Below are 24,023 nucleotides of genomic sequence, written 5' to 3'. Positions count from 1 at the left end.
TAGCAAGACCCTTTCGCTCAAGCCACCTTCGTCGAACATTTTTTATGGATGTGAAAGCCTCTGATTTTAGGCATTAATTTTCTTGAAACCGCGACACATTGACATTGAAACAATTTCGGAAGATGACCGGGCAGATATAGTAAGGAATAGTAAATTGATCGCAATTGGAACCAAAGAAGAACTGGAACGGAATGGTGTTCTAGAGGTCTCAACCTACGAACCCACGCGGATTGCCAGGCTGATCCTCATCGAGGAAGGTGAGGACTACACCGTCTTCAAGGACCGCTATGGCGCAGCAGTGAACCTGGCCGGAGAGCCTCAATCAAAGGTGAGCCGCAAAGACCTGCCGACGGTGATTGCAAACTACATGGATCTCCATCACAACGTCACCCAGACCCGGAAGGGAGTGGACGCGTAAATGAACCGCACCGAGGCGATTAAGGTCGCAACTGAGAAACTCGGCAAGGGCGCTTCTCCGGTGAATATCACCCTAGAGGCTCTAAAACAGATGGGTGTAAACGTCGGAGGGCAGGTCACAGGCTTCACTACGGGTGAGCCGCAGATCATCACCGCGTTCGTGCGTGACTGGTTCGAAAACAAAAGAGGGTATTCGAGGACCACGCCAATGGGCTTTCTGAAATCCCATGCGGTAACGGAAAGAGAGGCCAGTAGCAGCTTTGGACCGCATGTCACGCTGTTAGGAGGCGTCCGCAGATAAGGCTCGGTGACCTCGAACGGATGATCCCCGGAGAGACCGGAAACAGAAAGGTGCCTCTCACACAGCACAGAACCCTCCTGGCGGCCGTCATCACCCGTGAAGGACTGCTGCTCACATGCCAGGTCATCGCTGAATGGGATCTGGACTGCGACCAGGCAACCCCAACTATGAACGACGGTAGCTATTGAGCTACTCTGGAGAGAAGAAACCGACGATTGCTTACAGACCCGATTTGGCATGATGGCTGGCCAAATGAAGTCCTTCCTGGATCAGGCCGGAGGGCTTTGGGCCAGGAACGCACTGGTTGGTAAAGTCGGAGCGGTTTTTGCATCAACAGGTTCGCAGCATGGCGGGCACGAGGCCACCCTTCTGACAACGCAAGTCCCGCTTCAACACTTTGGAATGCTGAACCTTCTTCATCCCATTCTAACGCATCCCACTCTTCCTTTTCTTCCTCGGAAAGGTCGTCATAGGAGATACCATCTCGCTGGAATTTGAGTGGAACGGAAATGGTTTTGACCTCTTTCATGTTGCATTCGGACCGGGCTGCTTCCGAGAAACACTCTTTTGTATGAAAAAGCTCACGTTGCTTGCCCAGGTCCGCGATGGAAGCCCATGGGTGAATTCCGTCTTTCCAATAGCGAGCTTCTTTGCGCGCTGGCGTTCTTCCCACGTTAACGCTGCAAACGTCGGCGAGAGCAACACTGGCCCAACTCATCCCAGTCTCCCCTCAAGATTATCCAGCCCTGCGGAAATTTCCCTCTCGATCTCTCGCAGTTCAGCAATGATCTCAGAAGGAGCCTGAAGCTCGACCTCCTCATGCTCAATCTCTTTGTAGCGGTTGAGCGACAGGTCCCAGCCGCCGGAGGAGATGATATCCCCAGCGGGCACAATAAAGCTCTGCGCGGTGCGAGGACGGTCGGCCTCGCTAGCCGGCGCGTTCCAGCGAGCCAGAATGTCGGGGAGGTTGTTCTTGACGTGCGCTTCTTCGCTCAGCTCGGCTAACGGACCCAAATTGTCCGCGTCTAAGAGCGGCGTTCGCTTGTCATCCAATGAATAGCCGTCCGCTGTCATGTCGTAAAACCAGACGTCTTCGGTTCCGCCGACACCAGTCTTTGTAAAGACCACGATGGCGCAGGACACGCCAGCATAGGGGCGGAAGACGCCCGAAGGCAGCTTGATGATCGCTTCGAGCTTGTGATCCTCCACCAGCATCCGTCGGATATCTTTGTGCGCCTTGGATGAGCCGAACAGCACCCCGTCGGGCACAATCACCGCAGCCCGCCCGCCGGTGCGCAGCAGCCGCAGGAATAACGCGATGAAGAGTAGTTCGGTCTTCTTGGTTTTCACCACCTTCAGCAGATCCTTGGCGGTGGTGTCATAATCTAAGGATCCGGCAAAGGGCGGATTTGCAAGGATCAAAGAATAGCGACCCTCATCTTCGCCGTGTTCCTCGGCTAGGCTGTCGCGATAGGAGACATCCGGGTTTTCGACTCCGTGCAGAGTCATATTCATTGCGCCGATCCGCAACATAGTGCTGTCGAAATCGAAGCCGTGGAACATACCGGAATGGAAATGCTGGCGGCTGTCCTTGTCCATCAGCATATTGGGGTGGTTGCTGCGCAAATACTCTCCGGCCTCCACAAGGAAACCGCATGTGCCTGCGGCCGGAATCGCATATGACATCCTTCGGCGTGGGAGCCATCAGGTTGACCATGAGCTGAATTATGTGGCGAGGGGTGCGGAATTGGCCATTCTGGCCGGCACTGGCGATCTTGCCGAGCATGTATTCATAAACATCGCCTTTGGTGTCGCGGTCATCCATCGGGATGTCATCGAGCTGTTGAACAACCTTGGCCAACAAGCTTGGGTTCGAGAAGCCAAGCCGCGCGTCCTTCATGTGTGTGCCGTAAGATGAGCCTTCCTCGCCCAGTTCACGCAGGAACGGGAATACATGCTCATCGACGATGCGCATCATCTCCCGCGATTCAAAGTTCTTGAAGCGCGACCAGCGGAGGCTCTCGTATGGCTCACCCTTGGGGTCGTTCCCGGCCGGAAAGATACGACGCACCATCTCGACGTCGAGCATTTCGGCCTTGCTTTCCTCGACAGTATGCAGATCGTCCAGTCGCTTGATGAACAGCAGGTAGGTGATCTGTTCAATCACCGAGAGCGGGTTGGATACACCACCTGACCAGAAGGCATTCCAGATTTGATCGACTTGGGAACGGATGGGGCCTGTGAGCATGTTGAAATCGTCTTTTTGTTGTCAGTTGGGCGCAGGATAGCGAGATCAAAAATGAATGGTAGGTCGAAATGAGAGTTGCTGCTTCGACCGGGTCCTGAACCTCTATCTTGAGGCAGTCTTCGAAGAAACAAGTGGTTCGCCTGTCATTGGCAGAAAATCGCAAGGAATTGTCCGAAGATCAGCCAGAAGTGGTCATTCCGCATATTGGTTGCGCCTGAATCGGGATTGGATTTTTGGCTCGAATAGAAAAAAATCTTATGTTTGTTTTCAATAAGTTGAAAAATATTTGGAAATCCAAAATGCATCCCACGTCGCGAACGCTATAGAGTAAATGATTTTGCCAAAATGAAGGAGCGCACTTTGTCCCCGCCGTATACCCCTAAGACACTCGCAGAGCGCTGGAGCTGCAGTTCCGAAACTGTGCGTCAGCTCTGCAAATCTGGCCAGCTCGGATACTTCAGAGTTCGCCGTCAGTTTCGCATCCCCGCGCACAAAGTAGAGGAATATGAGCAGTGCAGGAATATAGCATCGGTCAACTCAACAACCGCTTCGTCGTTGTCTGGTATGAGGAAGATGGACGCAGACGTAGGTATCGTCTTGACGCGGACACCCTCGAAAGCGCGGAAGCCGAAGCCCGTGATGTCCTGCTCGCCCAAACAGCCGGAAAGGATGAACTGACCGTGGCAGCGATCTGGAATGCTTATAGTGTGACAGTCGAGGGTCGGCCGGCGCACGAGAGCATGCGATACACAGGCCGTTCTGTGCTTCCTTGGTTTGGCGCTTTTCGTCCGGATCAGATAAGCGTGCAAGACTGCAAAGCCTACATCGCAGATCGACGGCAGGCAGGTATTCAGGACGGCACGATCTGGACACAGCTTGGCAAGCTAAGGACCTGTTTGAATTGGGCTGAGAAGACCGGGCTGATTGATAGGGCACCCTACATCGAGCGCCCCAGCAAACCGGCTCCCAAGGAGAGGTATCTGACGCGCCAGGAGATTTCACAGCTCCTGGCGGTAGACTGCGCACCGCACATCAAGCTGGCTATATGGCTGATGCTGTCGACGGCTGCCAGGGTAACGGCTGTGTTAGAACTCACATGGGATCGGGTCGACTTTGAACGCCGCCAAATCAATCTCCGCATTGGAGACGGGCAGAGGAAGGGCAGGGCCATCGTCCCCATGACCGAGAGTCTGTATGCTGCGCTTTTGAACGCACGAAAAGCCGCATTATCTGACTATGTCGTGGAGTGGGCCGGCGGATCGGTAAAGTCGATCAAGAAAGGCTTCAAGGCGGCCGCAGTCGCGGCGGGCCTGCCTGACGTGTCACCGCACGTCTTGCGGCACACGGCGGCTGTTCATATGGCTGAGTCAGGTATCTCGATGGATGAGGTTGCTCAGTTTCTCGGTCATTCAGACTCTCAGATTACCGCATCCGTCTACGCGCGCTACAGCCCGGAGCATCTACGAAAGGCTGCCAGTGCGTTGGAGTTCGACTAACGCTCAGGTTCAACGAACCTCGGATCACTGTCTTAGAAACAACAAAGGCGCCCTTGGGCGCCTTGTTTTATTGGTCGGAGTGAGAGGATTCGAACCTCCGACCCCTGCCTCCCGAAGACAGTGCTCTACCAGGCTGAGCTACACTCCGACCGTGGCGCGTGATCTATACTCGCATTTTTGGATGTGCAAGGGGGTTTCCGTGTCCTTTGTGCGAATTGCCTTCGTCGTTTCCCTACATAAGGTCAGGCCAGCACACCGGTTCGATACAGTCGGATTTTGGTGCCGCCATGGTCCACAAATGGCCCCGGGGGCAACAGCGGTAGACGGGTTGATCGAGCTAGGCCTGCGTTGCTTGTCACGATACCAACACGCCAGCCCTTGAACTTGGTTTGCAGTACCTTGCCCAAGCTGCCGTAAACGGATCGCAGGCGTTTTTCATCCCCGATCCGGGCACCATAGGGTGGGTTGACAATAACAAGACCTGCGGCATCCGACGGGGGTTTTATGTCGCTGACCGAGCGCGTCTGAAACATGGTGAAATCGGCAACCCCGGCCCTGTCAGCGTTTTTGGTCGAGGCCTCAATCGCTCCGCTATTGCGGTCTGAGCCATGAAAAACCACGTCCGGTTCGGCCAAAGGTTGTTGCTGGCGCATCGAGGACCAGACGTTGGGGTCAAAACTTGGCAGATTTTCAAAGGCAAAGCTGCGGGAACGGCCGGGGCGCAGCCCCAGCGCGATTTCAGCGGCTTCAACAACAAAGGTGCCAGAGCCGCACATCGGATCCAAAACTGGCTCGGCCCCATCAAATCCGCACTCTCGGAGAAACATTGCCGCCATCGTTTCGCGCATCGGGGCTTTGGCGACAGCCGGTTTGTGGCCGCGTTTGTGCAAAGGCTCGCCGGAACTGTCGATCGAAAATGTGCAAAGGTCCTTTTCGATGCGCAGCAGGACGCGCACAGCCGCATCGGACGAAACCGGTGCGCCCAGAGTTTCCGTAATTGCCATTTCGATACGTTGCCGGGCGGCCCCTGCGTGATAGATTCGGGATTTGCGACTTGTCGCTTCGACTTTGACCGGCACATCGGGGCGCAAAAAATCGGCCCAGGGAAACTTTCGGGCCCGTTTATCCAACTGCGCCAAATGGACGGCAGGAAACCCGCCCAATCGCACCAGAACTTTGTTCGCGCCGCGCAGACACAGGTTCGCGCGCCAGACTTCAGGCCAGCCTCCGCGACAAGTGACGCCGCCGGGTACCGGCTTTGCATCTGCGAATCCCTGCTCGACTGTTTCGGCATGCAGCGGGGCTTCGAGGCCGGGCGTTGCCACCAGAAAAATCTCAAAATCGTTGTTTGGTTCCATCCCGGGTGCTTACACCGGAAGTGTTGCGGGTGCGATATGCAATTTCAACAGGTCCAAAATGCAGCCCTTCAAGTTAATTTGACAAAATATCGGCAATTTAGGCGGCAACGGGTTTGCGTTTGGCAACATCCCCGCGTAAAGGGACCGTGATCAAAACGAAGCTTGGAATGAAAACAGGTGCTATGCGCCTTTTTTGCTCACAGGCTCCCACATACAGATCGTTTTGTGCCACTATGCAGTGGTGGGAACGATGTGTTGCAGGAAAGAGGCTTGGAAGACAGTAGCGACATGCAAACTTTCAAACTGAAAAAAGGGTTGGAGTTGCCGGTGCAAGGCGCGCCAGAGCAGACGATCCAACCGGGTCCTGAATTCAGGTCTGTCGGGGTTTTGGGGGCTGATTATCTGGGCCTGAAACCGCGCATGCTGGTTCAAGAGGGTGAAGAGGTTCAGCGGGGCACACCGTTGTTTTGCCACAAGGACGTGCCCGAGGCGATGATGGTCGCCCCGCTCAGCGGCAAGATCGTGGCCATCAACCGTGGTGCGCGTCGGGTGTTGCAGAGCGTCGTGATCGAAGTCTCGGACGTCAACGACACAGGTCTGGATTTCTCGGCTGTGGGCGACGCCGATACCGCCGAGGGCGTGACCGAACGTCTATGTGCGGCTGGCCTGTGGACCGCTTTCCGCACGCGGCCCTATTCCAAGATGCCCGCACCGGGTACCAAGCCCACGGCAATTTTCGTGACAGCGATGGATAGCGAGCCTCTGGCCGCTGATGCCGCGATCATTATCCAGGATGCAGGTGACGCCTTTGCTGTCGGCCTGAGCGCAGTTGCCAAGCTGACCGAGGGCAAGACGTATCTGTGCCAAAATGAGGGCGCAGCCCTGCCGGGCGCCGACGTTCCGGGCGTTGAAGCCGCAGCATTTTCCGGACCGCACCCCGCAGGCTTGGCTGGAACCCACATCCACTTCCTTGAGCCCCTGGCCGGCGAAAAGCAGGTTTGGACAATCGGCTATCAGGATGTCATCGCGATTGGCCGTCTGATGCAAACGGGCCATCTGGATCCGAACATCGTGGTTGCCCTTTCAGGCCCCGGCGCGCGTCAACCCCGCCTGATCCGCACCGTCATGGGGGCATCGACCGATGATCTTACCCGTGACGAAATCAATGTGGACGGCACGGCCCGTGTAATCTCGGGCTCGATCCTGTCGGGCCGTCATGCAGAGGGGCCACAAGCCTACCTGGGCCGTTTCGCGCGTCAGATCAGCATCATCCGCGAAGACCATGATCAGCATACGTTGGGCTGGATTCTTCCGATGCCGTCGAAATACGCGGTCCAGCCGGTTCTTGGCTCGGCCTTTGCCAAGAAGCTGTTTGCATTCACGTCCAATCTGAATGGTGGACGCCGTGCGATGGTTCCGACTGGTACATTCGAACAGTTGATGCCGCAGGACTATTTGCCGACGCAATTGCTACGCGCTTTGCTGGTAATGGACACCGATACTGCGCAGGCGCTAGGTGCGCTGGAGCTGGACGAAGAGGACCTTGGCCTTATCGGCTTTGCCTGTCCGGCGAAATATGAATATGGGCTGGCGCTGCGCGACTGCCTGACAAAGATTGAAAAGGAGGGCTGATCCGAATGGGTTTGCGCAACTTCTTTGACCGGATCGAGCCGAACTTTACCAAAGGCGGCAAGTACGAGAAGTATTTCCCCATCTACGAGATGGTCGAAAGCTTCATCTACACTCCGAAAACCGTAACCTCCGTTGCACCCCATGCTCGGTCCTACGTGGATATGAAGCGGATCATGACCTATGTCGTGATCGCCACGATCCCCTGTATCCTGTGGGGAATGTACAATACCGGCTTTCAGGCGAACTCGGCCATTGCCGCGCTTGGACCAGATTCAGCTACTGGCTGGCGGATCGCCATCCTGCAGATGTTCGGCATCTCGCTGAACCCTGCCAGCATCTTTGCCAATGTGATGCACGGGATGATGTATTTCCTTCCGATTTACATCGTCACTCTGGTTGCGGGCGGCATCTTTGAGGTCATCTTTGCCACTGTTCGCGGCCATGAGGTGAACGAGGGTTTCCTTGTAACTTCAATGCTTTACACGCTAATAATGCCCGCATCCACGCCACTTTGGCAGGTTGCGTTGGGCATCATCTTCGGGGTGGTGATCGGTAAAGAAGTCTTTGGCGGCACTGGCAAGAACTTCCTGAACCCAGCGCTCGTCGGTCGTGCGTTCCTGTACTTTGCCTACCCGGCGAACATGTCTGGTGACACAGTCTGGACCCCGGTTGATGGCTTTTCAGGCGCGACGGCGCTGTCGGTATCCGCCTCAGAAGGATATCAGGCGTTGGCCACTGAGGGGCTGACATGGTGGAATGCGTTTCTTGGTCAGATGCAGGGCAGCTTTGGTGAGACCTCGACCCTGGCTTGTATGATCGGTCTGGCATTTCTGTTGATGACGCGCATCGCCAATTTCCGCCTGATTGTAGGGTGTCTGGCTGGGACCATAGGTCTGACGCTGCTGTTCAACCTCATTGGGTCGGATACCAACCCGATGTTTGCGATGCCATGGTACTGGCACGTCGTCGTCGGCGGTTACGCTTTCGGTCTGGCTTTCATGGTGACCGAGCCCGTTTCAGCCAGCCACACCAACATGGGCCGGTATATCTACGGTGCTCTGATCGGTATCATGGTTGTGTTGATCCGTGTGGTGAACCCCGCTTTCCCCGAAGGCATGATGCTGGCAATCCTGTTCGGTAACGTCTTTGCACCGCTGATTGACTACTTCGTCGTTCAGGCAAACATCAAACGGAGGGCGCGTCGCCATGTCTGATACGCAATCCCCAGAACCCAAGGGCGCGATTGCCAAGTTTCTGGCGGCCTCGCCGGACTCGGTCGGTAAAACGATCTTTATCGCCGTCGCCGTTTGTCTGGTGGCCTCGATGGTTGTGTCAGCCGCAGCCGTTAGCCTGCGCCCGGTCCAGGAAGCCAACGCGCTGAAGGACAAGCAGATCAACGTTCTGCAGGTAGCTGGTGTTTATGAACCCGGCACCGACGTGTCTGAGGCGTTCGCCGCATTCGAGCCGCACGTTGTTGAACTTTCGACGGGTGAGTTCGTCGACGACCAGTTCGATCCCGCAACATTCGACGACCTGGCCGCCGCAAGCGATCCAGAGCTGAGCGTCGCGCTGGACGATGACCCGGCTGGTATTGGTCGCAAGGCGTTGTACCGTGTTGTCTACCTGCTGCGCGACGAATCCGGCGAGTTGGACAAGGTGATCCTGCCGCTGCACGGCTATGGTCTGTGGTCGACGCTTTATGGCTTTATCGCGCTGGAAAACAACGGCAACGATATCTACGGCCTTCAATTCTATCAGCACGGCGAAACCCCCGGTCTTGGCGCCGAGGTGGACAATCCGCGTTGGAAAGCGTTGTGGAACGGCAAGAAGCTGCGGGATGATGCCGGTGATCTGCAGATCACAGTATCCAAGTCGCAACCTGCCGCTGGCCCCGACTTTTATGTAGATGCGCTGGCCGGTGCCACGCTGACTTCGGTTGGTGTTGATAACCTGGTGAAATTCTGGATGGGTGATGCGGGCTTCGCTCCGTTCCTGGCCAAACTGCAAGCAGGAGAGTTCTGATGTCCCAGACCAAGAGAGAGATGCTGGTCGACCCGCTTGTCGACAACAACCCGATCACACTGCAGGTGCTGGGTATCTGTTCGGCGCTGGCGGTGACCTCTTCGCTGCAGGTGTCCTTCGTGATGGCGCTGGCGGTTACCTTCGTGACCTCGTTCTCGTCCTTCTTCATCTCCTGCCTACGCAACCAGATCCCGGGCTCGATCCGGATCATCGTACAGATGGTGATCATCGCGTCGCTGGTGATCCTGGTGGATCAGGTTCTCAAGGCTTACGCCTTTGAGATTTCCAAAACCTTGTCGGTTTTTGTCGGCCTGATCATCACCAACTGTATCGTGATGGGCCGCGCCGAAGCATTTGCGATGAAGAACCCGCCCGTCGCGTCCTTCATTGACGGCCTGGGCAACGGAATGGGCTACGGTCTGATCCTGCTGCTTGTTGGCTTCATTCGCGAACTGTTCGGCAACGGGTCGCTGTTTGGCGTCACCATTCTTCAGACCGTCAACAATGGTGGCTGGTACGTGCCCAACGGCATGCTGCTGCTGCCGCCGTCCGCGTTCTTTATCATCGGTCTGATCATCTGGGCCTTCCGCACATGGAAGCCGAACCAGGTCGAAGAACGTGAATACAAAATTCAGCAGGTAGAGGCCCACTGATGGAAGGTCTGATTTCACTGGCCGTGAAGGCCATCTTTGTTGAAAACCTCGCGCTCAGCTTCTTCCTCGGGATGTGTACATTCATCGCCGTATCCAAGAAGATCTCGACCGCGCTGGGTCTGGGCATCTCGGTCATGGTCGTTCAGGCGATCACCGTTCCCACGAACAACCTGCTGCTCAGTTATCTGCTGAAGCCCGGTGCGTTGGCCTGGGCGGGTTTCCCTGATGTGGACCTGACCTTCCTTGGTCTGATCTCCTACATTGGCGTGATCGCGGCGATGGTGCAGATCCTTGAGATGGTTCTGGATAAGTACTTCCCGCCGCTTTACAACGCGCTGGGGATCTTCCTGCCGCTTATCACAGTGAACTGCGCCATTCTGGGGGGATCGCTGTTTATGGTCGAGCGTGACTATAACTTTGCCGAAGCAGCCACTTATGGTGTGTCTTCGGGCTTTGGCTGGGCACTGGCGATCACCGCTATGGCGGGTGTTCGTGAAAAGCTGAAGTACTCGGATATTCCGGATGGCTTGCAGGGCCTTGGCATCACTTTCATCACCGCGGGACTGATGGCGATGGCCTTCATGTCTTTCTCGGGCGTGAAGCTGTAAGGAGGGACGAATGGAAACTTTTAGCCTGGGCGTCGTCCTTTTCACCCTGATCGTTGTCGCTTTGGTGGCCCTCATCATGGCCGCTCGCTCGAAACTGGTATCGACTGGCGATGTGAACATCACAATCAACGGCGAAAAAACCATTTCCGTTCCCGCAGGTGGCAAATTGCTGCAGACACTGGCGGCCGAAAAACTGTTTGTGCCTTCTGCCTGCGGCGGTGGTGGCACCTGTGCGCAGTGCCGCGTGCGTGTTCATTCAGGTGGCGGTTCGATCCTGCCGACTGAAGAAAGCCATATCACCAAGCGCGAAGCCTCTTGCGGCGACCGCCTGTCCTGTCAGGTTGCGGTCAAGCAGGACATGAACATCGAAGTTCCCGAAGAGGTCTTTGGTGTCAAGAAATGGGAATGCACAGTTCGCTCGAACGAAAACGTGGCAACCTTCATCAAAGCGCTGACCCTGGATTTGCCCGAGGGCGAGGACGTAAATTTCCGCGCTGGCGGATACATCCAGATCGAAGCCCCTGCGCATGCGTTGAAATACACTGATTTCGACGTGGAAGAGGAATACCGCGAAGATTGGGACCGCTTCAATCTGTGGCAGTATGAATCGGTTGTGAACGAACCGATCGAGCGCGCATATTCAATGGCCAACTACCCGGATGAAAAAGGCATGATCATGCTGAACGTCCGCGTTGCCTCGCCACCTCCCGGTTCCGAAGGTATCCCAGCAGGTCAGATGTCGTCTTACATCTTCAACCTGAAACCGGGTGACAAGGTCACCATCTCGGGCCCGTTTGGCGAGTTCTTTGCCCGCGACACCCAGAAAGAGATGGTCTTTATCGGCGGTGGCGCCGGTATGGCGCCCATGCGCAGCCACATCTTCGACCAGCTCAAGCGTCTGGAAAATCGCGACCGCAAAATCAGCTTCTGGTACGGCGCACGGTCCAAGAAAGAGATGTTCTTTGTCGAGGATTTCGACACTCTGGCCGAGGAATTCGACAACTTCGAATGGCATGTTGCCCTGTCGGATGCGCAGCCAGAGGACGATTGGAAAGGCTACACCGGCTTTATCCACAATGTTCTGTTCGAAGAATATCTCAAAAACCACCCTGCGCCTGAGGACTGTGAGTTCTATATGTGTGGCCCACCAATCATGAATCAGTCGGTCATCAACATGCTGCTGGATCTGGGCGTGGACCGCGAAGACATCATGCTCGACGATTTCGGCGGGTAAGAAACAAAGAACCGGCGCTTATAGCGCCGGTTTTCTTTTGTGCTCAAAGGCGAAGGTCGCTGGCCTCTATCGGTAGGACCGACTTAACGTCGAAGACCACGCTTGTGTCTTTTCCATACGCTCTGATTTGCGCGGGTTTGACATCTAGGAATTCCTGATGTGCGACGGCTAAAACGACGCCGTCATAGGCGCGTTCATTGGGGGCGGCGACAAGGGAAATTCCATACTCGGCCAACGCTTCCGCGGCATCGGCGTGCGGGTCGTGCACATCGACCTCAATACCGTAATCCTTAAGTTCGCCTATGATATCGACGACCCTTGTGTTGCGCAGATCCGGGCAGTTTTCCTTGAATGTCAGCCCCATGACCAGCACGCGCGCCGATCCTACGTCAATCCCGACGCGGGCCATCCGCTTTACCAGTTGCGACACGACATAGCCGCCCATGCTGTCGTTCAGGCGTCGCCCAGCCAGAATGATCTGTGGATGATGGCCGACCGCCTCTGCCTTATGTGTCAGGTAATAAGGATCGACGCCGATGCAGTGTCCGCCGACCAGGCCAGGACGGAAGGGCAAAAAATTCCACTTGGTGCCAGCTGCGCGCAAAACGGCATCAGTATCAATGCCCAGGCGTCCAAAAATCATCGCCAATTCATTGACCAGCGCGATGTTCAGGTCGCGTTGGGTGTTTTCGATAACCTTCGCGGCTTCGGCTACGCGAATGCTTTCCGCCTTGTGTGTACCTGCCGCGATAATCCGGCCATAAAGCGCATCTACCAAATCGGCAACTTCGGGTGTCGAGCCCGAGGTCACCTTGCAAATGTCTGAGATGCGATGACCCTTATCACCGGGATTGATCCGTTCCGGGCTGTATCCGACAAAGAAATCCCTGTTGAATTTCAGCCCGGAGGCCCGTTCGAGCACTGGCACACAGTCTTCCTCGGTCGCGCCGGGATAGACCGTGGACTCGTAGATCACCAGGTCACCTTTTTTCAGAATTTGCCCGACCGTCTTGGACGCACTCAGTAAGGGCGACAAATCCGGTTGTTTGCCCGCCGTGATTGGCGTTGGAACCGTCACGATAAAGGTATCACATCCCGCCAGATCGGAAGGTACCGAAGTAAAGGTCAAACCTGTCGCAGCGCCCAGATCATTGGGGGCAACTTCCTGAGTGCTATCCCGCCCCGCGCGCAACGCGTCAATGCGTTTGGCATTGATATCAAACCCAATGACCGGGCCCACCCCGGCAAACGCCACTGCGAGTGGCAGGCCGACATAACCCAGGCCAATGACGGCAATTTTACGGGAATTGGGGTCTGCTTCGAGCATGCGGCACTCAGTTCATTTTCCGTGATAGTCGCGGAACCATTCCACGAATTGGGCAATCCCGACCTTGAAATCGGTTTGTGGGCGATACCCGGTTAATCGCTGCAACAGATTGGTATCGGCCCAAGTGGCCGGGACATCGCCCATCTGTATGGGCATATAGTTTCTGATTGCTTTCTTGCCGACAGCTTCTTCGATCGCCTCTACAAAATCCAACAGGCGCACTTTGTCGCCGTTACCAATATTAACCACGCGCCAAGGCGCCACGGGCGAAAGGCTGTCGCCTTCTTCGATGTCATCTGCGCTGTCGGGGCGCGCGGGCGGGCTGTCGATCAACAGCCGGATTCCGTGGACAAGATCATCCACATTGGTAAAATCGCGATACATGTCGCCATGATTGTAGATGTCGATCGGACGGTCATCCAGAATGGCATCCACAAACTTGTACAGTGCCAGGTCAGGGCGCCCCCAGGTCCCATAGACAGTGAAGAACCTAAACATCGTCGTGGGCAAGTTCCAAAGATGCGCATAGGAATGCCCCATGGCCTCATTGGCCTTTTTGGTCGCCGAATAGATGGTCAGAGGCGTGTCGGCCTTTTCAAGCTCGGTAAAGGGCATAACCTCATTCGCGCCATAGACCGACGATGTTGAGGCCATCAAAAGATGTTCAACATTATGTTCGCGTGCAACTTCCATCACGTTGAACGTGCCGACAATGTTCGAGTCGATATAGCTGCGCGGATCTTCCAGGCTGTATCGCACACCAGCCTGACCGGCGAGGTGCACGATTACATCGGGCTGAAATTCATCCCCGACCTGTTTGAGCTTTTCGTGATTTTCAAGCACATCCTCAGTGGCCGAAAAACCGGGGTTCTGAAGCAGCATCTGATGCCGACGGTTTTTCAACGCGACATCATAATAGTCGGTCATCCCGTCATAGCCGTGCACCTGGAACCCTTCCGCAAGCAACACTCTTGCCAGATGGAACCCGATGAATCCCGCTGTACCTGTTACCAGAACGCGTTTCATTTTTCCCTCGACCTGTAACCGAACCAATTTTGGCATCAGAGATACCGTCGGTCAGCCAAGGTCAAGGGGTTTTCTGCCGGACCGGTCAGCCAACAATCATTTGTTTCATGCGCAAGGCTTCATATTCCAGCTCTTTCAGCCGGAAATGGACCACATCACCAATCGTGATCACGCCGCTCAACTTGCCGTCGCTCAGAACCGGCATGTGGCGGAAACGCCCTTCGGTCATGGTTTTGAGCACATCATTCAGGAAATCGTCCGGGGAACATGTCTTGACCTCGCGGGTCATCAGATCCTCGACGGATTGCGGCAGGGTCTGGCCGGGCGTGTCGGCCATGCGTCGAACGATATCGCGTTCGGACAGAATTCCCTGAAGGGTCCCGTTCTGATCGGTCACAACAACTGCACCAATCCGCTTTTCCCTTAGTGTATTCACGACCGAATGGATCGTGTCATTTGGGCGCACCGCAAATACAGCATCCCCTTTGCCCGAAAGCAATTTCGCCACTGTCGTCTGAGTGTGCGAAAGATTGGATTCAACCGATTGGCTGTGCGTGCTTGTATCGGTCTTGTCGCCGCGGGTAGGGGGCTGATATGAGGTTGGGGCCATTGGCAATCTCCTCTTATTTTTGAGATGGCTTCCCTTACACCTTACCGCAGCAATGCGGTCTGTATAGGGTGCAAATGCCCAAACCGGGGAAAACTGCCGCTAAACAAGGATATCCAGCCTGTTGTCTGACCTGTACCTTACCCCGCCCGTCGCAGTGCTGATTTTTTTTGCCGTGGTCGTATGCGGGCATAACTTTAGAATGGCCTGGAAACAGCAGGCTGTTGGCTGGCAAAAGAAAGCTTGGCTATTTGGTGTACCTGCCGGCATCGGGCTGCTTATGTTGGGCTTCCTGCCGCTAAAGCTGTGAAGTCGGTTTGACTCTGTAAAGGGCCGCTGGCATATGCCGGGCACGGTTTTCCTCTGGAGGTCTCTCGATGCGCCTTTTGCCTGTTCTGGCTGTTGCAACACTTGTTTCCGGATGTCTCTTTGACAAAGAACCCGAGGTTGTGCGCCTGTCCGGTGAGACCATGGGAACCACATTCAACATCACCGCTATCGGCACGGATGTGGATGAGGCAGCATTGGGCTCTGCCGTCGAAGAGACGTTGGCAGACGTGAACGCCAAGATGTCCAACTGGGACCCCAATTCCGAGGTTTCGACATTTTCGGCGTCGACTAGCACTGACCCAACCGTGATTTCTGAAGAATTCGCCTTGGTCATCGATGCCGCGAATAATGTGCACGAAAAGTCCGGCGGCACATTTGACGTCACGCTTGGTCCGCTGATCGAGCTGTGGGGCTTTGGCCCGCGCAAGCCGGAAGATCCTGTCCCATCTGACGCTGAGATTCAGGCGGCTTTGGACAGCGTCGGTCAAGACCGCCTGCTAACACTGGATAGCGAAAGCGGAACACTGGCCAAATCAGATGCTGGCGTGGGCATCAACCTGTCTGCAATCGCAAAAGGATACGGCATCGACGCCGTGGCTGCGACGCTACGCGACGCTGGGATCGAAAACTATATGGTCGAGATCGGCGGCGATCTGGTCACCATGGGCCAGAACGACAAGGGTGAGGCTTGGCGGATCGGGATCGAAAAACCCGAAGCGGGGGCCCAAAACCTGCAGTTGGTAGTTCAGTTGGACGATCTGGGCATGGCCACGTCGGGCGACTACAAGAATTTCTTTGAACAGGACGGCGTGCGGTATTCGCATATCATCGACCCAACAACAGGTCGTCCGATAACACACCGCACGACCTCGGTCACGGTTCTGGCTGAAAATGCGATGATGGCGGATGCCTGGGCGACGGCAATGCTGGCGCTGGGTCAGGATAAAGGCCTGGAACTGGCCGAAGAACATAAACTTGCCGTGTATTTCATCTCGCGGGATGTGACAGGCGGCGACGATGCCTATATTACGGTTCACAGTACTGCGTTCAAAGACGCACTGGGCACCAACTGACAGGTAGGAACCGGGATGAGCACCTTTATCATAGCCTTTTTTCTGCTTTTGATCATCGTGGTTGGCATGTCGCTGGGTGTCATGCTGATGGGCAAGACGATCAAAGGCAGCTGTGGTGGTCTGAACGCAATCTCGGGCGCGGACAAGTGTGTGGTCTGCCAAAAGGATGTCGACCCGGACTCGCCCCTGCGTGATCAATTGCAGTGTAAACGTGCCAAAAAGATGCTTGAGCAGATGGAGCGTCAGGCTTAAGCGCAGATTGCGCTTCGCTATAGTGATGGTAATGGCTAAATAGACCCCTGAGGTAACTTGGGGGAGGGTGCGCGTTTGGCCAAAGCCAAAAACATCCTGTTTATCATGTTCGATCAGCTGCGCTGGGATTACCTCAGCTGTTACGGGCATCCGTGTTTGCATACCCCCAAAATTGACTGGCTGGCTGCTAACGGAGTCCGCTTTGATAGGGCCTTATCCAGTCGCCGATTTGCGGCAGCTCGCGCATGTCGACATATACCGGCCGCTACGTGCATTCACACGGCGCCTCATGGAATGGCATTCCACTGAAAGTTGGTGAAATCACGATGGGGGATCACCTCCGCAAGGCAGGCATGGACTGCTGGTTGGTTGGCAAGACCCATATGCGCGCAGATGCGGAAGGCATGGAGCGGCTGGGATTGGAGCCTAACAGTCTGATCGGCGCGCGCGTCGCGGAATGCGGGTTTGATGTGTATGAACGCGATGACGGTATGCTGCCCGAAGGACCTGACGGGTTTTATGATCCGGATGGCGCAAAGGAATTCAATAAGCATCTGGATGCATAAGGGTATGAGAGTGACAACCCTTGGCACGACTTTGCTAATTCGGGGCTGGATGAGGACGGCAATGTCCTGTCGGGCTGGTTTTTGAAGAACTCAACCGAGGCGGCCAATATAGCGGAAGAGGACAGCGAAACCCCTTATCTGACCGGACGAGGCATCGAATTCATGGATACCCATGATGGCCCGTGGTGCTGTCATCTGAGCTTTATCAAGCCGCATTGGCCATACATCGTGCCGGAACCTTATGCCTCGATGTACGGGCCGGAACATGTTCTGCCGGTCGTGCGCTCCGACACGGAACGTCAGAATGCGCATCCGGTGCTCAAGGCATTCATGGATACTAAAGTCGGGCAGACATTCTCGCGGCAGGATGTACGTGATGCGGTGATCCCGGCCTATATGGGGCTGATCAAACAGGCCGATGACCAGATGGGGCGACTGTTTGACTGGATGGAGAAAACTGGCCGGATGGAGGACACGATGATTGTGCGGACATCCGATCACGGCGATTTTCTGGGCGATCACTGGATGGGCGAGAAAACGTTCTTTCAGGACGCATCAACCAAGGTGCCACTGATCATCTATGACCCGTCACCCGAAGCAGATGGAACGCGTGGCACTGTCAGCGATGCACTGGTTGAATCCATCGACCTTGCTCCGACATTTGTAGATGTGGCGGGCGGTGAGATCGCCGGGCATATCCTTGAGGGGCATTCCTTGCTTCCGATCCTACATGGGCAGCAGAACGAAACACCCCGCGATGTGGTGATTTGTGAGTACGACTACTCTGCATCACCAATTGCAGACATGCTGAATGCCTCTGTCCGGGACGCAGTTATGTTCATGGCAGCCAACAAAAAGTGGAAGCTGATCCACTGCGAAGGCGGTCATCGGCCTATCCTGTTTGATCTGGAAAATGACCCTAACGAGCTTGTCGATCTGGGGAACAGTGCCGATCACGCCGATGTTGTTGCCACAATGTACGACCACCTGTTCGTTTGGACACGCCGCCAGTCGCAGCGCACGACCCGGTCGGAACAGCAGCTGATTGAGATGCGGAGCAAAAGCCGGGGCAGGGGGATCATGGTCGGGGTCTATGATGAAAAAGATGCGCCGCTGGACCTGACCGTCAAGTATCGCGGTCGCACGGCGCGTCCGTATACGGAATTGATAAACAAGGGTTGGGCGGCCTAAGTATTAAATCTGCACGACCGCGCACAAAATAAGGTTCAATTGCCCGAGGGCAGGCGATACAAGACCGACCAGAGCAGAAATCCGGAGAGCCGCAATGACCGCCCCCAAACCTGTCGTCCTGTGCATTCTTGATGGTTGGGGCCTGTCCGAAGACACACGGTCTAACGCGCCGTATCTTGCAAACACGCCGACCTTTGATGCGATCATGACCAATGGGCCGCACGCGACCATAGTTACACATGGCCCTGATGCCGGCTTGCCCAGCGGCCAGATGGGCAATTCCGAGGTTGGCCACACCAATATTGGCGCGGGCCGTGTTGTTGCGATGGATCTGGGGCAGATCGACCTGGCAATTGAAGACGGCAGCTTTTTCGACAGTGCCGCATTGCAGACCTTCATCGCAAAGGTGAAGGCAGCGGGTGGAACGGCGCATCTAATGGGTTTGGTCTCGGACGGTGGTGTCCACGGTCATTTGAACCACATCGTCGCTGCTGCCAAGGCGATCACCGATGCGGGCGTTCCGGTGGCGTTGCACGCCATGACGGACGGGCGCGACGTCGCTCCGAAATCGGCATTCACCTACCTATCGGAACTTGAAGATCGTTTGCCCGACGGGGCGCGTATCGTCACGGTTTGCGGTCGGTATTTTGCAATGGATCGGGACAATCGCTGGGAACGCGTCAGCGAGGCTTATGATGCGATGGTCAAAGGCCAGGGTCGGGCTGCCACAACCGCGCATGGCGCTGTGGATCACGCATATAACCAGTCTGAAACCGATGAGTTCATCTCTCCCACTGTTCTGGAAGGTTACGACGGCATTCAGGATGGTGACGGGGTTTTCTGTTTGAATTTCCGAGCGGACCGCGCCCGTGAAATCTTGCGTGCGATTGGCGAACCGGGCTTTTCGGACTTCGATACGGGCCCGCGCCCGCAGCTTTCCGCCCTGTTGGGAATGGTCGAGTATTCCGACGGTCACAATGCCTATATGACAACCGTGTTCCCCAAGCGGAAAATCGTGAACACTTTGGGTGAGTGGGTTGCCAAGAAAGGGTTGCGCCAGTTCCGTCTGGCCGAGACCGAAAAATACCCTCATGTCACGTTCTTCCTCAATGGTGGCAAGGAAACGCCCGAGGAAGGCGAAGACCGGTATATGCCAAAATCGCCCAAAGTGGCCACCTATGACCTGCAGCCCGAGATGTCTTCGGCCGAAGTGACGGCGAAATTTGTCGAGGCGATCGAGGCGGACTATGACCTGATCGTCACGAATTATGCCAACCCGGACATGGTTGGTCACACCGGCGATCTGCAAGCCGCAATCAAGGCATGTGAGGCCGTCGATCAAGGCTTGTCGCAGGTTGTCGCGGCGCTGAACAAGGTCGGTGGCGCTATGATCGTCACTGCGGATCACGGCAATTGCGAGGTCATGGTTGACCCCGAAACCGGCGGGCCGCACACCGCGCATACTCTGAACCCGGTTCCCGTGGCGCTGGTCGGTGGACCAAAAGATGCATCGCTACGAAACGGCCGCCTTTCCGATCTAGCCCCGACGCTGCTGGACCTGATGGGTCTTGAGCAACCGCCCGAGATGACGGGGCAGAGCCTGCTGTCATGAGGATGCGCGCGCTTATCTTTGCGATATGTCTTGCGTCGCCTGCCAGCGCGCAGAATGATCCGTCCACAGCAGCCTTGAATGCGGCGCGCATGCTGGAACAGGCCTCGATCAACCTGACTGAAGCCGACGGTGCCCGCGACCGCGTGCGTGCCCTGACCGAAACTATCCAGGCTTATGAGGCCGGGCTTTCAGCGATGCGGGACGGGTTGCGCATAGCAGCGACCCGCGAGGCACAGCTGACAGCAGAATTGCGGTCGCGGGAACAGGAGGTCGCGCAGCTGCTGGGTGTATTGCAGACCATTGAGACCACGGCACCACCCGTTCTGATGCTGCACCCGTCCGGGCCCCTTGGTTCCGCGCGGGCAGGCATGATGCTGTCCGAAGTTACTCCCGGACTGAACGCGCGCGCGCAGGCACTGGCCCATGATCTGCAAGAGGTCCAGACCCTTCGGAAACTTCAGCAAAGTGCTGCAGACACTCTGGTCGAAGGGCTAACCGGTGTGCAAAACGCGCGCACCAGCCTAAGCGAGGCCATCGCTGACCGCACGGATTTGCCCCGTCGCTTTGTCGAAGATCCGGTGCGCACCGCCATCCTGATCTCATCAACCGAGACGCTGGATGGGTTTGCCAGCGGATTGTCCGAAATCCCGGAAGGCGAAATTGCTGAAACAGACGCGGATGTCTCTGACCGCAAGGGGCGGATTGAATTGCCGACCCAAGGTGTTGTTTTGCACCGCGCGGATGAGACTGACGCGGCTGGTGTGACGCGCCCCGGTGTGGTTTTGGCCACCCGTCCTCGGGCAATTGTTACAGCGCCAACCGCGGCAACGATCCGGTATCGTGGACCATTGCTGGAGCTCGGGAACGTCATGATCCTCGAGCCGCAACCGGGCTTGTTGTTCGTGTTCGCCGGGCTGCAAGACGTTTACGGAGACATGGGCGAGGTCATCCCCGAAGGCACTCCGGTAGGTTTGATGCCGGGTGAATCGCCCGAAATCGGCGCAATTTTGTCAACAAGCGGTGATGGCACTGGAACTGACCGATCAGAAACGCTCTATATAGAGGTAAGACAGAATAACAGCCCCGTGGACCCGGAATCATGGTTTCGGACCGACAAGGATGGATAAACGAGTATGAAGAAATTTCTGATGGCCGGTCTGGCCGGAACCGTGGCAGGTGTAATCGCAACTACACAAATCGCTGGTCCTTTGCTGGCGCAAGAAGCTGACCGCAAGGCCAGCGTGTACGAGCAATTGGATCTGTTTGGCGATATTTTCGAACGTATCCGCGCCCAGTATGTCGAAGACGTCGAGCCGGAAGAGCTGATCGAAGCGGCCATTGACGGCATGCTCACGTCACTTGACCCGCATTCCAGCTACCTTTCACCCGATGATGCCGAGCAGATGCGCGTGCAGACACGTGGCGAATTCGGTGGATTGGGCATCGAGGTCACGCAAGAGGAAGGCTATGTCAAAGTTGTCTCGCCGATCGACGATACCCCGGCAGATGAGGCGGGGATCGAAGCGGGTGATTTCATCACGCATGTCGATGGCGAAAGCATCCTTGGCCTGACATTGGACAAAGCCGTCGATCTGATGCGTGGCCCGGTCGGGTCGGAAATCGTGATCACCGTCGTCCGTGAGGGCGAGCAAGAGCCGTTTGATATCACCATCATCCGGGACACCATCAAACTGACAGCCGTGCGTGCCCGGACTGAAGGCACCAGCGTTGTCCTGCGCGTCACCACCTTCAACGATCAGACATTCCCGAACCTGCAGGAAGGCCTGAATGAGCAGATCGAAGAAGCCGGTGGTCTGGACAAGGTCAATGGTGTTGTCCTTGACCTGCGGAACAATCCCGGCGGGCTGCTGACCCAGGCGATCAAAGTTTCGGACGCATTCCTGAACGAAGGCGAGATCGTGTCCACGCGTGGTCGCGACCCAAGCGATGGTGAGCGATTCAATGCCACGCTGGGTGATTTGGCCGAAGGCAAGCCGATCGTTGTACTGATCAATGGTGGTTCGGCATCAGCTTCGGAAATCGTAGCTGGCGCGTTGCAAGATCACCGTCGTGCGATCGTTGTCGGCACCAAGAGCTTTGGCAAAGGATCGGTGCAAACGGTCATGCCGCTGCGTGGCGATGGTGCAATGCGTCTGACGACCTCGCGCTACTACACGCCCTCGGGCCGGTCAATTCAGGCACTTGGCGTCAGCCCCGACATCATCGTTGAACAACCGCGCCCTGCGCCGGATGCCGAGGAAGAGGAAGCCAACGCCCGCACGCGGTCCGAAGCTGATCTGCGCGGCAGCCTGAACAATGACAGCCTGAGCGAAGATGAAATCCGCCAAATCGAAGAAGATCGCGCCAAAGCCGAAGCCACGGCTGAATTGCGGGAAGAGGATTATCAGCTGGCCTACGCCATCGACATCCTCAAAGGTTTGTCGGCGTTCAACCCCAACGGACCGTCTCAGTAGAACAAACAGGGCCGCCGATACCGGCGGCCCTTTCTGCAAAGGCCGGGATCAGACCTCAACCTTGTGCAGTTTCTCTTCATCAAGCATCATCGCCAGAACAATGCCTATCGAGACTGAGATGGCCGCGAAAACAAAGGCCATATTCATACCTGCATCAAATGCGGCGCCGATGGCAGATTTGACCTTTTCAGCCTCTTCCGAGCTTAGTTTTTCCATAACAGCGCGGGCTGCACCGGTCGTAAGCGTTCCACCGTTGATCGCCTTTTGATCGGTTGCAGACATGTTGATCCCATCCGCAACCAGCTGTTTGCTGAGGCTGGACAGGCTGACGACATACATAATTGCGGTCGCGAAGGCGACGGATATGGCACCATATACCAGATGGGTCATAAAGCTCAGCCCGCCAACAAGGCCAGCGCGTTCAGGTTTGACGGCGCACACGGCTGCAGTGCCTGACGGCCCAACCGTCAACGTTGCGCCCAGCCCGATCATGGCCATGCCGGGCAAAATCTGAAAATAGCCCAGCCCCGCCGGCAAGATGATAATGCTGAGAGCGCCAGTCGTTGCGATTAAATACCCCCAGAACAGCAGGCGCTTTGGCCCGAAATCGTTATAAAGAGTACCCGAAACAATCGAACCGACGGCCAGCAGGAGTGTCAGCGGGGCAAGCCCAATCGCCGACTCAAACACCGGCCAACCAAGGACCTTTTGCATGTATTGAGGGAAGTATAGCAGCCCGACAAAGGCCGCCGACACGTTGAACATGTTCAGTCCCAGCGTGATCCGAAACTCGCGGTTCTGCATCATTTGTGGCAGCAAGAGAGGCTCTTTCACGCGCTTTTCGACTTGCGGGAAAAAGAAGAACAGCGCGGCGCTGACGAAAAACAACATCAGCAGCGGGACAGACGTCCAGCCCCAGTCCGCACCGACGTCCAGCCCGTAAAGCAGTAAAAGAACAGCAAGCGAGAGAATGCCCATCCCGGCAAAGTCAATATGTTCGCCCTTTTTATGCTGGGTTTCACGTTCCATAAGGATCAAGGCCGTAACCATCGAAATGGTCGAGAACACAACGTTTGCTAGAAAGAAAAACCGCCAATCCCCAAAGCTGACTGCGGAACCGCTGATAAGCGGTCCAAAGACGTTGCCGCTGGTCACGCCGGCCAGGATCATACCCATGATCATGGCGCGGTGTTCAGGGCGCGAGACTTTGGTTGCGCCAAAAGCCAATGTGCAAGGCCAGACGCAGCCGGAACCAATCCCCTGCAATGCGCGAGCCACAATCAGAAAGTCGAGACTGGGAGAGACAAAGCACATGACGGACGCAAACAGAAAGATTGCCAGCCCAATGATCATCATCTTGCGGTGCCCAAACATGTCCCCCATGCGCCCCCCGGCGACCATAGTCATGGCAAAAAACAAGGCGTAGATGTTCAGAACCCACTGGGTGCTGGTAATATCAGCGTCAAAACTGTTTTCGATGGCGGGGACAAGAATAAGAGCGCCGGTAAAGTCGATACCGATCCCAAACCCTGTCACCATCAGAGCGATGACCTTGACGATACTGCTGCGGTCCATTTTCGCACCCGGGTTGCTTCG

22 protein-coding genes, 1 tRNA gene and 3 pseudogenes are annotated in these 24,023 nt (G+C 56.0%); 18 read left to right on the top strand and 8 right to left on the bottom strand.

What is annotated here, in order from left to right:
* Positions 1-154: 154 nt before the first annotated feature.
* The 3 genes from AC2FJC_RS19555 to AC2FJC_RS19545 all read left to right on the top strand — a co-directional run bounded on the left by AC2FJC_RS19555 (position 155) and on the right by AC2FJC_RS19545 (position 1,216).
* Positions 155-418 (top strand): hypothetical protein, encoded by a 264-nt coding sequence (locus tag AC2FJC_RS19555; RefSeq protein WP_496740942.1) that lies wholly within the window; start codon positions 155-157, stop codon positions 416-418.
* A complete protein-coding gene (locus tag AC2FJC_RS19550; RefSeq protein WP_496740940.1) occupies positions 419-718 on the top strand; it encodes a hypothetical protein in 300 nt (99 codons plus the stop codon).
* A 237-nt stretch (positions 719-955) separates the two neighbouring features.
* Positions 956-1,216, top strand: a complete 261-nt coding sequence (locus AC2FJC_RS19545; protein ID WP_496740938.1) for an NAD(P)H-dependent oxidoreductase — start codon at positions 956-958, stop codon at positions 1,214-1,216.
* A gap of 216 nt (positions 1,217-1,432) precedes the next feature.
* Here AC2FJC_RS19545 and AC2FJC_RS19540 read toward each other — a convergent pair whose 3' ends face one another.
* Both AC2FJC_RS19540 and AC2FJC_RS19535 read right to left on the bottom strand, forming a co-directional pair.
* Positions 1,433-2,344, bottom strand: a complete 912-nt coding sequence (locus AC2FJC_RS19540; protein WP_496740936.1) for an HsdM family class I SAM-dependent methyltransferase — start codon at positions 2,342-2,344, stop codon at positions 1,433-1,435.
* Between the two features lie 106 nt (positions 2,345-2,450).
* A pseudogene (locus AC2FJC_RS19535) lies at positions 2,451-2,966 on the bottom strand (type I restriction-modification system subunit M N-terminal domain-containing protein); the annotation flags it as partial.
* Between the two features lie 345 nt (positions 2,967-3,311).
* Between AC2FJC_RS19535 and AC2FJC_RS19530 the strand changes: the two are divergent.
* Both AC2FJC_RS19530 and AC2FJC_RS19525 read left to right on the top strand, forming a co-directional pair.
* Positions 3,312-3,461, top strand: a pseudogene (locus AC2FJC_RS19530) (excisionase family DNA-binding protein); the annotation flags it as partial.
* A 17-nt stretch (positions 3,462-3,478) separates the two neighbouring features.
* Entirely contained in the window at positions 3,479-4,462 is a 984-nt protein-coding gene (locus tag AC2FJC_RS19525; RefSeq protein ID WP_496740934.1) for a tyrosine-type recombinase/integrase, read from the top strand.
* 71 nt (positions 4,463-4,533) lie between these two features.
* Here the strand turns inward: AC2FJC_RS19525 and AC2FJC_RS19520 are convergent.
* Positions 4,534-4,610 (bottom strand) — tRNA-Pro (locus tag AC2FJC_RS19520).
* Positions 4,611-4,704: 94 nt separating this feature from the next.
* The gene (locus AC2FJC_RS19515) at positions 4,705-5,820 is read right to left on the bottom strand and encodes a THUMP domain-containing class I SAM-dependent RNA methyltransferase (protein WP_496740932.1); all 1,116 of its coding nucleotides are present in this window, start codon (positions 5,818-5,820) and stop codon (positions 4,705-4,707) included.
* Between the two features lie 288 nt (positions 5,821-6,108).
* On the opposite strand from AC2FJC_RS19515, the gene AC2FJC_RS19510 reads away from it, so the two are divergent.
* The 6 genes from AC2FJC_RS19510 to nqrF are packed head-to-tail and all read left to right on the top strand — an operon-like array spanning position 6,109 to position 11,969.
* Entirely contained in the window at positions 6,109-7,452 is a 1,344-nt protein-coding gene (locus AC2FJC_RS19510) for a Na(+)-translocating NADH-quinone reductase subunit A (protein ID WP_496740930.1), read from the top strand.
* 5 nt (positions 7,453-7,457) lie between these two features.
* Complete coding sequence (locus AC2FJC_RS19505) at positions 7,458-8,666, top strand: NADH:ubiquinone reductase (Na(+)-transporting) subunit B (protein WP_496740928.1); 1,209 nt, start codon at positions 7,458-7,460, stop codon at positions 8,664-8,666.
* The gene (locus AC2FJC_RS19500; protein ID WP_058272102.1) at positions 8,659-9,474 is read left to right on the top strand and encodes a Na(+)-translocating NADH-quinone reductase subunit C; all 816 of its coding nucleotides are present in this window, start codon (positions 8,659-8,661) and stop codon (positions 9,472-9,474) included. The genes AC2FJC_RS19505 and AC2FJC_RS19500 overlap by 8 nt, the downstream gene beginning before the upstream one ends.
* On the top strand, positions 9,474-10,127 hold the full coding sequence (locus AC2FJC_RS19495) for an NADH:ubiquinone reductase (Na(+)-transporting) subunit D (protein WP_058277140.1): 654 nt from the start codon (positions 9,474-9,476) through the stop codon (positions 10,125-10,127). Before AC2FJC_RS19500 ends, AC2FJC_RS19495 begins: the two co-directional genes overlap by 1 nt.
* Positions 10,127-10,735 carry an NADH:ubiquinone reductase (Na(+)-transporting) subunit E gene (nqrE, locus tag AC2FJC_RS19490; RefSeq protein WP_058272100.1) on the top strand — a complete coding sequence of 203 codons (609 nt, stop codon included), beginning with the start codon at positions 10,127-10,129 and terminating at the stop codon, positions 10,733-10,735. Before AC2FJC_RS19495 ends, nqrE begins: the two co-directional genes overlap by 1 nt.
* A 10-nt stretch (positions 10,736-10,745) precedes the next feature.
* Positions 10,746-11,969 (top strand): NADH:ubiquinone reductase (Na(+)-transporting) subunit F, encoded by a 1,224-nt coding sequence (gene nqrF / locus AC2FJC_RS19485; protein WP_058277141.1) that lies wholly within the window; start codon positions 10,746-10,748, stop codon positions 11,967-11,969.
* 43 nt (positions 11,970-12,012) lie between these two features.
* On the opposite strand, the gene tviB is transcribed toward nqrF, so the two are convergent.
* From tviB to AC2FJC_RS19470, 3 genes are all read right to left on the bottom strand, one after another.
* Complete coding sequence (tviB, locus tag AC2FJC_RS19480; protein ID WP_496740926.1) at positions 12,013-13,296, bottom strand: Vi polysaccharide biosynthesis UDP-N-acetylglucosamine C-6 dehydrogenase TviB; 1,284 nt, start codon at positions 13,294-13,296, stop codon at positions 12,013-12,015.
* 12 nt (positions 13,297-13,308) lie between these two features.
* Positions 13,309-14,322 carry an NAD-dependent epimerase/dehydratase family protein gene (locus AC2FJC_RS19475; protein ID WP_496740924.1) on the bottom strand — a complete coding sequence of 338 codons (1,014 nt, stop codon included), beginning with the start codon at positions 14,320-14,322 and terminating at the stop codon, positions 13,309-13,311.
* A gap of 85 nt (positions 14,323-14,407) precedes the next feature.
* Positions 14,408-14,932, bottom strand: coding sequence for a CBS domain-containing protein (locus tag AC2FJC_RS19470; protein WP_496740922.1), 525 nt, complete (start codon positions 14,930-14,932; stop codon positions 14,408-14,410).
* A gap of 121 nt (positions 14,933-15,053) precedes the next feature.
* Here AC2FJC_RS19470 and AC2FJC_RS19465 point away from each other — a divergent pair, with 121 nt between their 5' ends.
* The 7 genes and pseudogenes from AC2FJC_RS19465 to AC2FJC_RS19435 all read left to right on the top strand — a co-directional run bounded on the left by AC2FJC_RS19465 (position 15,054) and on the right by AC2FJC_RS19435 (position 22,427).
* Positions 15,054-15,239 carry a hypothetical protein gene (locus AC2FJC_RS19465; protein ID WP_108859706.1) on the top strand — a complete coding sequence of 62 codons (186 nt, stop codon included), beginning with the start codon at positions 15,054-15,056 and terminating at the stop codon, positions 15,237-15,239.
* 67 nt (positions 15,240-15,306) lie between these two features.
* Entirely contained in the window at positions 15,307-16,332 is a 1,026-nt protein-coding gene (locus AC2FJC_RS19460; RefSeq protein ID WP_496740920.1) for an FAD:protein FMN transferase, read from the top strand.
* A 15-nt stretch (positions 16,333-16,347) separates the two neighbouring features.
* Positions 16,348-16,584 (top strand): (Na+)-NQR maturation NqrM, encoded by a 237-nt coding sequence (nqrM, locus tag AC2FJC_RS19455; RefSeq protein WP_058277146.1) that lies wholly within the window; start codon positions 16,348-16,350, stop codon positions 16,582-16,584.
* A gap of 75 nt (positions 16,585-16,659) precedes the next feature.
* Positions 16,660-18,341: pseudogene (locus tag AC2FJC_RS19450) on the top strand (sulfatase-like hydrolase/transferase).
* A gap of 94 nt (positions 18,342-18,435) precedes the next feature.
* A complete protein-coding gene (gene gpmI, locus AC2FJC_RS19445) occupies positions 18,436-19,953 on the top strand; it encodes a 2,3-bisphosphoglycerate-independent phosphoglycerate mutase (protein WP_496740918.1) in 1,518 nt (505 codons plus the stop codon).
* The gene (locus AC2FJC_RS19440; protein WP_496726920.1) at positions 19,950-21,080 is read left to right on the top strand and encodes a murein hydrolase activator EnvC family protein; all 1,131 of its coding nucleotides are present in this window, start codon (positions 19,950-19,952) and stop codon (positions 21,078-21,080) included. The genes gpmI and AC2FJC_RS19440 overlap by 4 nt, the downstream gene beginning before the upstream one ends.
* A 6-nt stretch (positions 21,081-21,086) precedes the next feature.
* Positions 21,087-22,427 carry a S41 family peptidase gene (locus AC2FJC_RS19435; protein ID WP_496740916.1) on the top strand — a complete coding sequence of 447 codons (1,341 nt, stop codon included), beginning with the start codon at positions 21,087-21,089 and terminating at the stop codon, positions 22,425-22,427.
* 48 nt (positions 22,428-22,475) lie between these two features.
* Here AC2FJC_RS19435 and AC2FJC_RS19430 read toward each other — a convergent pair whose 3' ends face one another.
* Positions 22,476-24,002, bottom strand: a complete 1,527-nt coding sequence (locus tag AC2FJC_RS19430) for an MFS transporter (RefSeq protein WP_496740914.1) — start codon at positions 24,000-24,002, stop codon at positions 22,476-22,478.
* Positions 24,003-24,023 lie beyond the last annotated feature (21 nt).

Source organism: Ruegeria sp. CDSB117 (assembly GCF_059611005.1).
The sequence above is the reverse complement of the archived record's forward strand: the minus strand, read 5'-3'. Positions and strand labels throughout refer to the sequence as shown.

Coding starts and splice junctions, on each gene's coding strand:
- AC2FJC_RS19550 (WP_496740940.1), top strand. CDS start 419: ATGAACCGCACCGAGGCGATTAAGGTCGCAACTGAGAAACTCGGCAAG.
- AC2FJC_RS19545 (WP_496740938.1), top strand. CDS start 956: ATGATGGCTGGCCAAATGAAGTCCTTCCTGGATCAGGCCGGAGGGCTT.
- AC2FJC_RS19515 (WP_496740932.1), bottom strand. CDS start 5,820: ATGGAACCAAACAACGATTTTGAGATTTTTCTGGTGGCAACGCCCGGC.
- AC2FJC_RS19510 (WP_496740930.1), top strand. CDS start 6,109: ATGCAAACTTTCAAACTGAAAAAAGGGTTGGAGTTGCCGGTGCAAGGC.
- AC2FJC_RS19505 (WP_496740928.1), top strand. CDS start 7,458: ATGGGTTTGCGCAACTTCTTTGACCGGATCGAGCCGAACTTTACCAAA.
- AC2FJC_RS19500 (WP_058272102.1), top strand. CDS start 8,659: ATGTCTGATACGCAATCCCCAGAACCCAAGGGCGCGATTGCCAAGTTT.
- AC2FJC_RS19495 (WP_058277140.1), top strand. CDS start 9,474: ATGTCCCAGACCAAGAGAGAGATGCTGGTCGACCCGCTTGTCGACAAC.
- nqrE (WP_058272100.1), top strand. CDS start 10,127: ATGGAAGGTCTGATTTCACTGGCCGTGAAGGCCATCTTTGTTGAAAAC.
- nqrF (WP_058277141.1), top strand. CDS start 10,746: ATGGAAACTTTTAGCCTGGGCGTCGTCCTTTTCACCCTGATCGTTGTC.
- tviB (WP_496740926.1), bottom strand. CDS start 13,296: ATGCTCGAAGCAGACCCCAATTCCCGTAAAATTGCCGTCATTGGCCTG.
- AC2FJC_RS19475 (WP_496740924.1), bottom strand. CDS start 14,322: ATGAAACGCGTTCTGGTAACAGGTACAGCGGGATTCATCGGGTTCCAT.
- AC2FJC_RS19470 (WP_496740922.1), bottom strand. CDS start 14,932: ATGGCCCCAACCTCATATCAGCCCCCTACCCGCGGCGACAAGACCGAT.
- AC2FJC_RS19460 (WP_496740920.1), top strand. CDS start 15,307: ATGCGCCTTTTGCCTGTTCTGGCTGTTGCAACACTTGTTTCCGGATGT.
- nqrM (WP_058277146.1), top strand. CDS start 16,348: ATGAGCACCTTTATCATAGCCTTTTTTCTGCTTTTGATCATCGTGGTT.
- gpmI (WP_496740918.1), top strand. CDS start 18,436: ATGACCGCCCCCAAACCTGTCGTCCTGTGCATTCTTGATGGTTGGGGC.
- AC2FJC_RS19440 (WP_496726920.1), top strand. CDS start 19,950: ATGAGGATGCGCGCGCTTATCTTTGCGATATGTCTTGCGTCGCCTGCC.
- AC2FJC_RS19435 (WP_496740916.1), top strand. CDS start 21,087: ATGAAGAAATTTCTGATGGCCGGTCTGGCCGGAACCGTGGCAGGTGTA.
- AC2FJC_RS19430 (WP_496740914.1), bottom strand. CDS start 24,002: ATGGACCGCAGCAGTATCGTCAAGGTCATCGCTCTGATGGTGACAGGG.